The sequence below is a fragment of the Shewanella sp. SNU WT4 genome, assembly GCF_006494715.1.
In the GTDB taxonomy this organism is placed as follows: domain Bacteria; phylum Pseudomonadota; class Gammaproteobacteria; order Enterobacterales; family Shewanellaceae; genus Shewanella.
Genome location: NZ_CP041151.1, coordinates 916,098 through 928,686 on the forward strand (window position 1 = coordinate 916,098; position 12,589 = coordinate 928,686).

The 12,589-nt window shown below is 44.4% G+C and carries 11 protein-coding genes; 10 read left to right on the forward strand and 1 reads right to left on the reverse strand.

From position 1 onward, the window contains the following. Positions 1 to 5: 5 nt before the first annotated feature. A complete protein-coding gene (locus tag FJQ87_RS04110; RefSeq protein WP_140930791.1) occupies positions 6 to 1,364 on the reverse strand; it encodes an MATE family efflux transporter in 1,359 nt (452 codons plus the stop codon). A 319-nt stretch (positions 1,365 to 1,683) separates the two neighbouring features. Between FJQ87_RS04110 and FJQ87_RS04115 the strand changes: the two genes are divergently transcribed. The 10 genes from FJQ87_RS04115 (at position 1,684) to FJQ87_RS04160 (ending at position 12,574) form a co-directional block, all read left to right on the forward strand. Beyond that, on the forward strand, positions 1,684 to 1,974 hold the full coding sequence (locus tag FJQ87_RS04115) for a co-chaperone GroES (protein WP_140930793.1): 291 nt from the start codon (positions 1,684 to 1,686) through the stop codon (positions 1,972 to 1,974). Between the two features lie 45 nt (positions 1,975 to 2,019). After that, positions 2,020 to 3,660 carry a chaperonin GroEL gene (groL, locus tag FJQ87_RS04120; protein ID WP_140930795.1) on the forward strand — a complete coding sequence of 547 codons (1,641 nt, stop codon included), beginning with the start codon at positions 2,020 to 2,022 and terminating at the stop codon, positions 3,658 to 3,660. 217 nt (positions 3,661 to 3,877) lie between these two features. Then, positions 3,878 to 5,074, forward strand: a complete 1,197-nt coding sequence (locus FJQ87_RS04125; RefSeq protein WP_140930797.1) for a tyrosine-type recombinase/integrase — start codon at positions 3,878 to 3,880, stop codon at positions 5,072 to 5,074. Between the two features lie 16 nt (positions 5,075 to 5,090). Beyond that, complete coding sequence (locus FJQ87_RS04130; protein WP_140930799.1) at positions 5,091 to 5,936, forward strand: hypothetical protein; 846 nt, start codon at positions 5,091 to 5,093, stop codon at positions 5,934 to 5,936. A 111-nt stretch (positions 5,937 to 6,047) separates the two neighbouring features. Next, positions 6,048 to 6,248, forward strand: a complete 201-nt coding sequence (locus FJQ87_RS04135; RefSeq protein WP_140930801.1) for an AlpA family transcriptional regulator — start codon at positions 6,048 to 6,050, stop codon at positions 6,246 to 6,248. Further along, positions 6,241 to 6,732 carry a helix-turn-helix domain-containing protein gene (locus FJQ87_RS04140; protein ID WP_140930803.1) on the forward strand — a complete coding sequence of 164 codons (492 nt, stop codon included), beginning with the start codon at positions 6,241 to 6,243 and terminating at the stop codon, positions 6,730 to 6,732. Before FJQ87_RS04135 ends, FJQ87_RS04140 begins: the two co-directional genes overlap by 8 nt. Continuing rightward, a complete protein-coding gene (locus tag FJQ87_RS04145; RefSeq protein ID WP_206194365.1) occupies positions 6,716 to 7,819 on the forward strand; it encodes a tyrosine-type recombinase/integrase in 1,104 nt (367 codons plus the stop codon). The genes FJQ87_RS04140 and FJQ87_RS04145 overlap by 17 nt, the downstream gene beginning before the upstream one ends. Before the next feature lie 163 nt (positions 7,820 to 7,982). Continuing rightward, on the forward strand, positions 7,983 to 8,552 hold the full coding sequence (locus FJQ87_RS04150; RefSeq protein WP_140930805.1) for a recombinase family protein: 570 nt from the start codon (positions 7,983 to 7,985) through the stop codon (positions 8,550 to 8,552). A gap of 333 nt (positions 8,553 to 8,885) precedes the next feature. After that, positions 8,886 to 11,228 (forward strand): class I SAM-dependent DNA methyltransferase, encoded by a 2,343-nt coding sequence (locus tag FJQ87_RS04155; RefSeq protein ID WP_140930807.1) that lies wholly within the window; start codon positions 8,886 to 8,888, stop codon positions 11,226 to 11,228. After that, complete coding sequence (locus tag FJQ87_RS04160; RefSeq protein WP_140930809.1) at positions 11,228 to 12,574, forward strand: restriction endonuclease subunit S; 1,347 nt, start codon at positions 11,228 to 11,230, stop codon at positions 12,572 to 12,574. Before FJQ87_RS04155 ends, FJQ87_RS04160 begins: the two co-directional genes overlap by 1 nt. Positions 12,575 to 12,589: the final 15 nt, after the last annotated feature.

Consider the following 12,589-nt stretch of genomic DNA (forward strand, 5'->3'; position numbering starts at 1 on the left):
AACGATTAAACACTGCTGAGCTTAGCGGGCGCAGGCGCACTAAATAAGCGTTTAGCTAACATGTAGCAACCTATGCCCATCACTAAGTTAGTTAGCGGCAGTGCTGCCAATAAGCCCGTCACGCCAAAGAGTTCAGCGCCAAGCCAAGCCAGTGGCAACATAAGTAAAAACAGCCGGCATAAGTTGAGCGTTAACGATGCCATCGGCATATGGTAAGCGTTAAGGCTGGTGGCCACGATAATCACGACGCCCAGTGGCCCATAAGCCAGTGGCAGCAATAAGATATACAGATGCAGCCATTCAATCACCTGCGGATCGCTTGAAAACAGCGTAGCAATAGGGTGAGCGAGCAGGGCGATAGGGATATAGAGCAAGGTTTGAAATACCAGCACAAATTTAAGCGACAGCATTAAGGCTTGATGCGCCCGCGCCGGTTGATTAGCGCCAAGATTTTGGGCGATAAAAGGCACTAAGCTTGATGATAGCGCCATGACTCCCAGCAATAAAATGGACTCGACCCGAGTGCCAGCGCCAAAGGCCGCCACGGCATTTAAGTCCATGCGCGCTAAAATGGCCATCATCAAGGCATTGAAAATCGGGTTAATTAAATTCATTAAGGTGGCGGGGCGGGCAATTAATGCCAGTTGCTGCCAATTGTGTTTAATCCGCTGCCATGACCAGCCGCCCCAAGCAATGAGTTTACGTTTCACGAGTAATAAATGGCCGGATAACCCTAAGGCAATCACCCAAGATGCCACCGAGGCTATGGCGGCGCCTTGAATTTCTAAGCGCGGAAACGGACCTAAGCCAAATATCAGTAACGGGTCGAGGATTAAATTTATTAGCGCCGCTAACGCCATGATTTTGGCAGGCGAGCCAGTATCACCTGTGGCGCGCAGTCCTTGATTGCCCACCATTAACAGCACTAATAATGGCGCGCCTAAATACCACACCGACATGTATTGATGGATGAGTATGAGTGCGGCAGCGTTCGCCCCTAAGGCGCTAAAGAGTGGATCGATTAACGCGCCACCAAGTAAAGCCAGTAGCGCGGTTAAACTAAAGGTGAGTAAGAGCGCATCGCCCAAAAATAACTTAGCGCGCGCGGCGTTACCTGAACCAATAAGCCGGCCAAGCTGAGTGGCCACGCCCGCGCCTATGCCAATGGCTATGCTCGCCACTACTAAGGTCATAGGAAAAGTAAAGCTAATAGCAGCTAATGGCAGCGTGCCTAATTGACTGATAAAAAACGTATCAACTAGGTTGAAGCCGAGTACAGTTAGCATTCCCACCAAATTTGGCAGGCTCATAGCTAGCAGTACCTGACTGATAGGGGCACTGAGTAACCCGTGTCTGTCTCTCATTCACTACCATTACAATGCGTCAGAAAGCGGGCATATTAGCAGGAAAGCGTAGACTAGCCCAAGCCACAAACTGCCAGCCATGGAGCTATCTCACTCTTAATCTGTCAGCTTCATCACGCTGTTAGCCCTTAAGCCCAGATTTCATGCTGAGTTTGGGCTCGATTGATGAAATTCTTAAAAAAAATCCATGTTCGCACTTGAATCTCACTTGTACGTCCCCATTAAGTATTTATCAGATGCTAAGCAAACAGGATTTGCTGCATCACACCATCATACCCAACCTACTTTGGGCAAAAAAAATCATTAGGAGAATCCACAGATGAATATTCGTCCATTACATGATCGCGTTATCGTTAAGCGTTTAGAAGTTGAGTCAACTTCTGCTGGTGGTATTGTGCTGACCGGCAGCGCTGCCGAAAAGTCAACACGCGGTGAGGTTCTGGCTGTGGGCAATGGCCGCATCATGGAGAACGGCACCGTTCGTCCATTAGATGTTAAAGTCGGCGACACAGTGATCTTCAACGAAGGTTATGGCGTGAAGAAAGAAAAGATTGATGGCCAAGAAGTGCTGATCTTATCTGAAGCCGACGTAATGGCTATCGTTGAATAACCACTCGACATTTCCACTGAATATTAAAAATTAAGGATTATCAAGATGGCCGCTAAAGAAGTTAAATTTGGTAACGACGCTCGCGTAAAAATGTTAGCTGGCGTAAATATTTTAGCTAACGCAGTTAAAGTGACCTTAGGCCCTAAAGGCCGTAACGTGGTTCTGGACAAGAGCTTTGGCTCACCACTGATCACTAAAGATGGTGTCTCTGTTGCCAAAGAAATCGAACTGGAAGACAAGTTCGAGAACATGGGCGCACAAATGGTGAAAGAAGTTGCTTCTAAAGCCAACGATGCTGCCGGTGACGGTACCACTACTGCAACAGTTCTGGCTCAAGCCATTGTGATTGAAGGCTTAAAAGCCGTTGCTGCTGGCATGAACCCAATGGATCTTAAGCGCGGTATCGACAAAGCTGTTATCGCCGCGGTTGCTGAACTGAAAAACCTGTCACAAGAATGTGCTGACACTAAAGCTATCGCCCAAGTAGGTACTATTTCTGCCAACTCTGACGAGTCAATCGGCCAGATCATTGCTACCGCGATGGAAAAAGTGGGCAAAGAAGGCGTGATCACCGTTGAAGAAGGCCAAGCGCTGGAAAACGAGTTGGACGTAGTTGAAGGTATGCAGTTTGACCGCGGTTACCTGTCTCCATACTTCATCAATAAGCAAGAAACTGGCAGCGTTGAATTAGATCACCCATTCGTACTGTTAGTTGACAAGAAAATCACTAACATCCGTGAATTACTGCCAATCCTTGAAGGTCTGGCTAAAACCGGTAAGCCATTACTGATCGTTGCAGAAGACGTTGAAGGCGAAGCCTTAGCGACTCTGGTAGTGAACAACATGCGCGGCATCGTTAAAGTGGCTGCGGTTAAGGCGCCAGGTTTCGGTGATCGTCGTAAGGCTATGCTGCAAGACGTAGCTATCCTGACCGGTGGTAATGTGATTTCTGAAGAAATCGGTCTGGAACTGGAAAAAGCAACGTTAGAAGATTTAGGTACTGCTAAGCGTGTTGTTATCACTAAAGACAGCACCACCATCATCGATGGCAATGGCGACCAAGAGCAAATTCAAGGCCGCGTAGTACAGATTAAGCAACAAATCGAAGAATCAACTTCAGATTACGACAAAGAAAAACTGCAAGAGCGTATGGCTAAGTTAGCTGGCGGTGTTGCTGTGATTAAAGTCGGTGCTGCTACCGAAGTTGAAATGAAAGAAAAGAAAGCCCGCGTTGAAGATGCGCTGCACGCTACTCGCGCTGCCGTAGAAGAAGGTGTGGTTGCTGGTGGTGGTGTTGCCTTAATCCGCGCTGCCTCACGCATTGGTGAGCTGGATGTTATCAACGAAGATCAAAAGCACGGTGTAGTGATTGCACTGCGCGCGATGGAAGCGCCACTGCGTCAAATCGCTATCAACGCTGGTGAAGAAGGTTCAGTGGTTGCTAACAACGTTAAGAATGGCACTGGTAACTATGGTTACAACGCTGGTAACGATACTTACGGCGACATGCTGGAAATGGGTATCTTAGACCCAACTAAAGTAACTCGTAGCGCGCTGCAATTTGCGGCCTCGATTGCTGGCCTGATGATCACTACCGAAGCTATGGTTGGTGAAATCCCACAAGCCTCTTCTGCTCAAGATATGGGTGGCATGGGCGGTATGGGGGGCATGGGCGGCATGATGTAATCCTATTGCCCAAATATTAGTACTTCCTAGGAAAGCCCGTAAGCTTATAATTTACGGGCTTTTTTGTTGACTTAGCTTCCTATAAATACCCATAATATTTCACTGGTTCTTAGAATTTCTAGGTGTTAATGAGGGGTATCTAAATTTTATACTGTCCTAAAAATAGGTGTGTAAACCTCAGTACCCCTCGTCTTGTACCCCTCTTTAGGAGTTGTGGATGCCTTTAACTACGTTAGAAGTTAAAAAAATGATTTGTCCAGACGATAAATCTCAGGTGAAGAAATCTGACGGCAATAACTTGTTTTTATTAGTTAAAAAAAGTGGAGTCAAACTTTGGAGACTGAGGTTTAGGCATGCCGGTAAGTACCAAGAGATGGCGTTAGGGAAATACCCCTCTATATCTCTGGCTGAAGCTAGAAGGTTGGCGGAAGAAGCAAGAGCTTCATTAATTCATGGTATTAATCCTATGGATGAGCGCAGAGATAGAAAGCGCGTCAAAACAGCCTCTAAAGATAAGCTGTTTTCAACAATAGCTCTTAAATGGTGGGAGCAGCAAAAAGATTCTTGGTCAGAAGACCATGCATCTAGAGTTAAGCGTTGGTTGCTGGTGGACTCTAAATCTATCTGTGGGCTTCATATTGAGGAGATCGATGCAGGTCATATAACTGAATTAATGCTTGCCATCGAAGCAGGTGGAGCGTCTAAGAAAGCCCCTAACATTTTGGCTCTTATAAACCGAGTATTTGGCTATGCATTGGCGCATCGGCTAACACGTAATAACCCCGCTCAAGGCTTGCCGTTGAGGGATATATTAAAGCCTTTGCCGCCAGTCAAACATAGGGCTGCAATTGTTAAGCCTAACGAACTTGCTCAATTGATCAGCGATATAGACACCTCAGAATCGGGAAACTACTGCGCTATCGAAGCTTTAAAGCTGCTCCCTCGACTATTTTTAAGACCAACTGAGATAAGAAACTTAAAGTGGGAATACATCGATTTCGATGAGCGTTTGATAAGGATTCCAGCAGAAGAGATGAAGCGTGGGCGAGAGCATTTAGTCCCGATGTCTAAACAGGTGGTTCAACATCTTCAAGAGATAAAAGCAGTAACAGGTTATTCGAAGCTGGTTTTCCCAAATCAAAGGGATAGCAGCAAACCAATGAGTAAAAATATCTTAACCAATCGTCTTCGTGATTTGGGCTATCCCGCTGATGTTATGTCAGCTCACGGTTTTAGAAGTACCGCGTCAACCATCTTGCATGAAAAAGGTTGGAATCATGAGGTGATTGAAGTGCAGCTTGCTCATCTAACTGGGACTGCAACCTCAAGAGCTTATAACCGTTCACTTTATCTGGCAGAACGGAAAAAATTGATGCAGGAATGGGCTGATTTTTTAGATAACCTCGTACGGTAGCGTTGAGTAAAGACTAATGAGTAAATTATTCAAATTGAGAAATTGGGTAACGATTGAAGAGGCGGCTCAATATCTTAGCGAAAAGATAAATGAAGTTATCACTGTTACTGATTTATATCGTTTGGCATACGAAGGTCATTTACAGCTTTCAGTGTATTTGGTTAATAGAGCTTTCGCATTGAAGGGGACATTGGGTGAATTATTTTGTTATGAAGCCTACCTGACACAGCAAGCCTTTGAAGTACATGATTCTACAGTTTTTAGCATAGATGGTGTATGGGATTTAACCATGCAAGGTAGTGAAGCTGTTGAAATAAAAAACAAATTTTTAATGGGTGATTCAGCGCTAAAGGTTACGACAAGGAGCAAGAATGGGGTGTTATTACATCAAGATGGAGTAACTTGTCAGCTTTACAAATTCTATGATTCAACATTCGATAATCTAGATTTAGAGGATAAAGCACGCGCAATAGCAAATGACCCAACGATGACTTGGAAGCATCTCCCTTCGATTGTAATCCCTAGAATTAGATTCGATGAGTTTGGGATAAAGTATGTGCCTTGTGATCAATTATCAGATGTGGATTGTATGTTAATTGTTCGCCGCCGAGAGTTGGAGAGCTTGATTGAGCTTCTCGAGGTGACTCAGCAAGATGATAAGCCAATTAGCACTAATGAAAAGAACTCACTTTTAGTTTTAATTGCTGCGTTATGTAACGAAGCTAATGTTGACTGGAACCAAAGAGGTATTTCAACATCGTTAACAGTTATGACCGATCATATCGGTGCTTCATTGACGGATGACACCATACGTAAAATCTTGAAGCAAATTCCTTCAGCTATCGAGTCTCGAAGCAAATAATCCAGCATAAGCAAAAACCGAATTCGGAATCCTAAAACCGAATTCGGCTTTTCGCCAGATCAAATCCAATAACCTCTAAAGCGAATTAATTAACGTTTAGAGGTTCCTATCGTGTCAAACAAAATCATCCGCTTGCCTGAAGTCAAAGGCAGAACTGGCTTGTCCACCAGCACCATTTACCTGCACATGACAAAAGGTATCTTTCCCAAGGCTATCTCTTTGGGGGAGCGTGCAGTTGGTTGGCTTGAGGCAGACATTGATCAATGGCTTGATGAGCGCATTGCAGCATCTAAGGCGGTTAACAATGGGTAGTCGTAATAATCCTAATCGGATCAAAATTCACCGCTTCTATACCGTTATTGAAGTTAGTGAAACATTGGGGGTTCATCCAAAAACCGTACGCAATTGGATTCATGCTGGCCTGCCTGTTGTGGATGAAAAACGTCCTCTTTTAATACATGGGGTTGACTTGAAAATTCATTTAAAAAGGAGACGAAAAGCAGACATATTCAAGTGTGAAGTAAACGAAATGTACTGTTTTAAATGCAAGCAACCCAAAACGCCTGATATCAAATCTCTTGAGTTTATCGCTAAGCCTGCGGGAATGGCTCAAATGACAGGGCATTGCTATGAGTGTGGATGCCAAGCTAATAAGTACGTTTCTTGGCGAGATGTAAACCAAATTTGGCTAGAACTCGGAGGGAAATTACCGATAGCTGAAGAGCACTTAATCCTGAGAGGAAGTGCTCTCTTGAATTGTCCTTTCGCTAAGGAGTTTGATGATGAAAAAAAGTAGTACGAATAATGCGCGAATTCTTCATGATTACATCAAATATTTGAGAGATGCAAAACGCCAAGATGATTCAACAATTGATGGCGCGATGAAGTCCATCAATCGCTTTGAAGAATGCACGGATTATTCTGACTTTAGTAAGTTCAAGGCCAAACATGCTATTGGTTTTAAAAGGAGTCTGCTTGCTAAAAAGTCAATTGTTACTGGTGAAAAGTTGAGCAAGGCGACAGTGCACACAGCAACTCGTCACTTAAAGATGTTTTTTCAATATTTGGTTACCCAGAAAGGGTATCGATCAAAAATTAATTACAGCGATATTGAGTACTTCAACTTGTCTGAAAAAGATACTCGTATCGCTAATGCAAAACGCAAAAGAAACGTGGCGAAGATTGAGCAGATAATGCAGACATTAGAAGCTATGCCTTGCTCAAATGAGATTGAAATGCGTGATAGAGCTTTAATGGCTTTTGTTATCTTAACTGGCGCAAGAGATGGTGCTGTCGCTTCAGTTAAAATAAAACACGTTGATATTGTTGAACAGAGCTTTTATCAGGATGCAAGGGATGTAAACACGAAATTTAGTAAAACATTCACCACCTATTTTTTCCCTGTGGGTGACTTGCCATCAAAGGTGTTGAGTGAATGGATTGAGTATCTGATTAGGGAACTGGGGTACAGCCAAAATGACCCGTTATTTCCTAAAACAAAACTGGCACACAACAAGAATCAGCAATTTGAAGCTGTTGGTTTACTCAAGGAGCATTGGAGTAATGCAAGCCCAATTCGTAAGGTTTTTAAACAAGCCTTTGAAGCTGTAGGTTTGCCTTATTTTAATCCTCACAGTTTCCGCAATACGTTAGTACGGTTAGGTGAAAACTTGTGTCGAACGCCTGAAGAGTTTAAGGCATGGAGCCAAAACCTAGGGCATGAAAGCGTGCTGACCAGTTTTTATAGTTATGGCGATGTGCCTGATTATAAACAAGCTGAACTATTGCGTAAGTTAGCTCTGCCTGCTGAAAAAAGCTCATCAGATATGGAGGAGCAATTTAAGCAATTTATGAAGTTTCAACAAATGATGGCAAAGAACTAAAACTGTCAAATTAACCTGATCATCTGGTATCAATAAACATTCGTATGTTGATGCCAGATTTTTTTATGTCATACCGGTATCATAAAAATAGGGTGTTGAGTTTGTGATGCCTGTTGTATATGATACCCCTATATTTGATACCAAAATCGGAAGTGAGTGACCCATGCGAATCTTTTCCTATTGCCGTGTTTCGACAACTGAGCAAACCACCGAGAACCAAATTCTTGCCATTCGCCAGAGGGGGTATGAGGTGAATGATGCTCGCATTATCAGCGAAACGGTTTCTGGCTCTGTTGAAGCGATGAAGCGTGAAAAGTTCAAGATGCTTACAAACCACCAGCTTGAACGTGGCGATATGCTGGTGGTCTTAAAGCTTGATCGTTTAGGTCGCGATAATATCGATGTTCAAAACACCATTAATCTGCTTACTGATAAAGGCATAAAAGTGGTTTGTCTTGATTTACCCGTTGCAGACCTTTCAAGCGCTGAGGGTAAGCTAATGCTTCAGATGTTTTCAGCCTTTGCAGAGTTTGAGCGAAACCGTATCAGGGAGCGGACAAGAGAAGGGCTTGAAAGAGTTAAAGCACAAGGCAAAAAACTCGGCAGACCAACAGCGGATAAGACGACTCAATCAGTCCAAGCCAAGAAAGCTGAGGGCTTGTCACAATCTAAAACCGCTGAGGTATTAGGTTTGGGGATTGCGACTGTAAAAAGGCATTGGAACAAGGCTTAAGTAAGGGGAATGTTGGCTTACTAGGCTCCGCTAGATAATCTGATTTTTAAATTCAAATGCATAAATTTTTGTGGCGCAGTTTTCGCATTAGTAAGTGGCATACTAGCTATTTTTGCCTAAGCCTGCAATTTTTAAATAGTTCATCATTTGACAGCAGAATCTAAGATAATGAATGCCTTAATTTAGTTTCCTCGTCTCAAAATCAGCATTTTCGTAGCCGCAAATCGTTAAATTCAGGTACTATCCAAGCAACGTCTTTAAAACGCATGGCAGCGCATTAACTTTTCAGGGCTGCCAAGGTTTGCGAACCAACTTTGGTGGAAAATTTTTCTTATGTCTCAATCTTCAAACAACCTAGCTGCTGAATCCTGGGCTATTGCCGACTTACTTCGTGGTGATTTTAAGCAGAGCCAGTATGGCCGCATTATCCTGCCGTTTTGTTTGTTACGTCGTTTAGAGTGTGTGCTGGAGCCAACCAAAGAAGCTGTGCTGGCAAAGTTTGAACAAATTCAGCCGATGAACCTGCCAGAAGAAGCGCAAGAGAAAATGCTGCTGCGCGCAACTAATGGTTTGTCGTTCTTTAACACCTCGAAAATGGATTTATCTAAGCTCGGTGAATCGGGCATCAAAGCCAACTTAGAAAACTACCTGCAAGGCTTTTCGAAAGATGCGCGTGAGATTTTTGAACACTTCAAATTTATGGAATTTATTGGCCTGCTGAACGATGCCAACCTACTTTACAAAGTGGTGCAAAAAATCCGTACCATTGATTTAAGCCCAAAAGCCATCTCCAACCACGATATGGGCTTAGTATTTGAAGAGTTGATCCGCCGCTTTGCGGAAAGTTCTAACGATACCGCAGGAGAGCACTTCACCCCACGCGATATCGTGCGCCTCACGACCTCACTGGTCTTTATGGAAGACGATGAAGCGCTAACGAAACCAGGCATTATTCGCACCATCTATGACCCAACTGCGGGCACCGGCGGATTTTTATCGGCAGGGATGGAATACGTGCATGAGCTAAACCCGCAAGCGGTGATGCGCGCTTATGGCCAAGAGTTGAACCCTGAAAGTTACGCCATCTGTAAAGCCGATATGCTGATTAAAGGTCAGGAAGTTGGCAACATTAAACTGGGCAATACGCTCTCCAACGACCACCTATATGCCGACAAATTTGATTACATGCTGTCCAATCCGCCATTTGGTGTGGACTGGAAAAAAATCGAAACCGATATCCTGAAAGAGCATAACGAAAAAGGCTTTGATGGACGTTTTGGTGCTGGTTTACCTCGGGTGTCGGATGGTTCGTTACTCTTCTTAATGCACCTGATTAGTAAGCTGCGTGATGCCGCCGACGGTGGCGGTCGTATTGGCATTATCCTCAACGGCTCGCCGCTTTTTACAGGCGGTGCCGGTAGTGGTGAAAGCGAAATTCGCCGCTACATCCTGGAAGCCGATTTGCTGGAAGCCATTGTCGCGCTGCCCACCGATATGTTCTACAACACCGGCATTTCAACCTATGTCTGGGTGCTTTCTAATAAAAAAGCCCGTGAGCGGCAAGGTAAAGTCCAGCTGATTAACGGCGCGGATTTATGCGGCAAAATGCGTAAATCCTTAGGCTCGAAGCGCAATCTGATGGATGACAGCGATATCGCTACCATCACCCGCACCTTTGGTAATTTCGAAGCGGTTGATGCCTACAATTTAGATAAAGCCGCCGATGTCAAAAGCAACCGCGGCCGTCAGTCGGCCAACCCCAAAGCGGACGTACCCAAAACCTTTGCTAGCAAGCTATTCGCCACCCATGAATTTGGCTACCGCCGCATTACCATCGAGCGGCCACTGCGGTTATCGGCTAAGTTCACCGATGACGCCATCGCCTCGTTACGTTTTGCCTCAGGCGCACTGAAGCCGGTGATGGAATGGGTGTACCAGCATATTGGCGATGAATGGTGCGAAGCCGGTTCTTCAGGTAAAGAGACCACTTACGGCCAATTGGCCAGCCATGAAGAGGCGATCCGTAGCAAAATCAAAAAAGACTTTGCCAATTTAAAAGAAAAACAAATCAAAGACCTGCTAGATGCCGCCACGTGGCGTAGGCAACAAGCCTTAATGGAAAAAGCGCAAAAGCTGCGCGCTTTTTTTGTCAAAGAAATTGGCGATGTCCAGCATGACGACTTTAACCAGTTTGCAAAAATGCTCACTCAAGCGCAAAAAACCGCCGCGGCAAAACTCGATGCTAAAGAGCAAAAACAACTGCTGGATGCCATTACTTGGAAAAACCCAGACGCTGAACCCATTGTCAAAAAAGTGCTGAAGGGCAATGCAAACCCAATCTACGGTAGCTTTAACTACCAAGGCAAAGTGGTGGAATTTGAAACCGACGGCGACCTGCGTGATAACGAAAACGTGCCGCTAAACCCAAGTCTCAGTGTTAACGAAATCAACGAAGCCTACTTTAAAAAAGAAGTGCAACCGCATGTGCCGGATGCATGGATTAACCCCGACAAGCGCGATGACCAAGACAAAGAAATCGGCATTGTCGGTTACGAAATCCCATTTAACCGTCATTTCTACGTGTACCAGCCGCCACGCAAGTTAGAAGATATCGATGCGGATTTAGATGCCGTGACCAAAGATATTCTGGCGCTGTTACAAGAGGTGCATTCGTAATGGGGCGTTATCAGGCTTATCCGGAGTATAAGGATTCAGGGGTTGAGTGGATTGGCCAAATACCAACAGATTGGGATGTAGTGCCACTCAAGCGCGTTGCTACATTAAAGACTGGCTTAACACCTCCTACTGAGAATCAAGATAATTATGGAGATGACGAAAATGAATTCCCATGGGTCAGACCTGAAGATTTGAATGATTTGGGCCAGGCTGTAAATGCGACCAAATTCCTTAGTGCATCTGGCTGGAATATGATGCGCCATATTCCAGCATTATCAACGTTGATTTGTTGTATTGGTACGATAGGAAAACTTGGGTATGTAGAACGCAAGGTTGCTACGAATCAGCAGATTACTGCAGCCACCTTCAGTTACGCGCATAAATTCAATTTTTACTTACTTCTCGCTGCCAAAAATGTTTTAGAAGAAACTGCAACTGGCAATGTGATTCAGATACTTAATTCAGATCGATTAAGTAATATTAAATTTCTGCTATTACCCAAATTAGAGGCGGTAAAAATCGCCAACTTCCTCGACTACGAAACCGCAAAAATCGACACCTTGATTGAGCAGCAACAACAACTGATTCAACTGCTCAAAGAAAAACGGCAGGCCGTGATCAGCCATGCGGTGACTAAAGGCCTTTCTTCTATTAACGGCGGGCCAAACGCCCCGATGAAAGATTCTGGTGTGGAATGGTTGGGCGAAGTGCCGGCGCATTGGGAACTAGTTCCGTTGAAGTATCTTTGCAATTTCAGTGGGGGAGGAACACCAAGTAAAGAAAACTTAAGTTACTGGGTGGGTGGTGATATTCCGTGGGTTTCACCTAAAGATATGAAGTCGTTTTGGCTTAATGAAACACAAGACAAACTGACCGAAAAAGCAGTTAAAGAGTCATCAACAAATTTTATAGAACAAGGCTGTCTTTTGATGGTTGTCCGATCAGGTATCTTGCAAAGAACCATACCAATTGCAATTAACACAGTGCGTGTGACCTTGAATCAAGATATGAAAGCATTAAGTTTTAACTCAAGAATGAAAGCAGAATACGCCGCTAACTTTATTATTGGCAATGAACAATCTTTGCTATTGGAGTGGTTAAAAGACGGTGCTACCGTTGAGAGTATTGAGCATGAATATCTGACAAAAAGCCTATTTCCAGTACCTCCTGTAAAAGAGCAGGACGAGATCAATCGATACATTAAAGAACGAATGGATGTATTTCATAACATGGAAGAACGGGCATCCGAAGGTATAAAGCTTCTGCAAGAACGCCGCACCGCTCTTATCTCCGCCGCCGTCACCGGCAAAATCGACGTGCGCAACTGGCAAGCCCCAACCAACTAAAAGTAAAGAATAAAG

Coding starts and splice junctions, on each gene's coding strand:
- FJQ87_RS04110 (WP_140930791.1), bottom strand. CDS start 1,364: ATGAGAGACAGACACGGGTTACTCAGTGCCCCTATCAGTCAGGTACTG.
- FJQ87_RS04115 (WP_140930793.1), top strand. CDS start 1,684: ATGAATATTCGTCCATTACATGATCGCGTTATCGTTAAGCGTTTAGAA.
- groL (WP_140930795.1), top strand. CDS start 2,020: ATGGCCGCTAAAGAAGTTAAATTTGGTAACGACGCTCGCGTAAAAATG.
- FJQ87_RS04125 (WP_140930797.1), top strand. CDS start 3,878: ATGCCTTTAACTACGTTAGAAGTTAAAAAAATGATTTGTCCAGACGAT.
- FJQ87_RS04130 (WP_140930799.1), top strand. CDS start 5,091: ATGAGTAAATTATTCAAATTGAGAAATTGGGTAACGATTGAAGAGGCG.
- FJQ87_RS04140 (WP_140930803.1), top strand. CDS start 6,241: ATGGGTAGTCGTAATAATCCTAATCGGATCAAAATTCACCGCTTCTAT.
- FJQ87_RS04145 (WP_206194365.1), top strand. CDS start 6,716: ATGATGAAAAAAAGTAGTACGAATAATGCGCGAATTCTTCATGATTAC.
- FJQ87_RS04150 (WP_140930805.1), top strand. CDS start 7,983: ATGCGAATCTTTTCCTATTGCCGTGTTTCGACAACTGAGCAAACCACC.
- FJQ87_RS04155 (WP_140930807.1), top strand. CDS start 8,886: ATGTCTCAATCTTCAAACAACCTAGCTGCTGAATCCTGGGCTATTGCC.
- FJQ87_RS04160 (WP_140930809.1), top strand. CDS start 11,228: ATGGGGCGTTATCAGGCTTATCCGGAGTATAAGGATTCAGGGGTTGAG.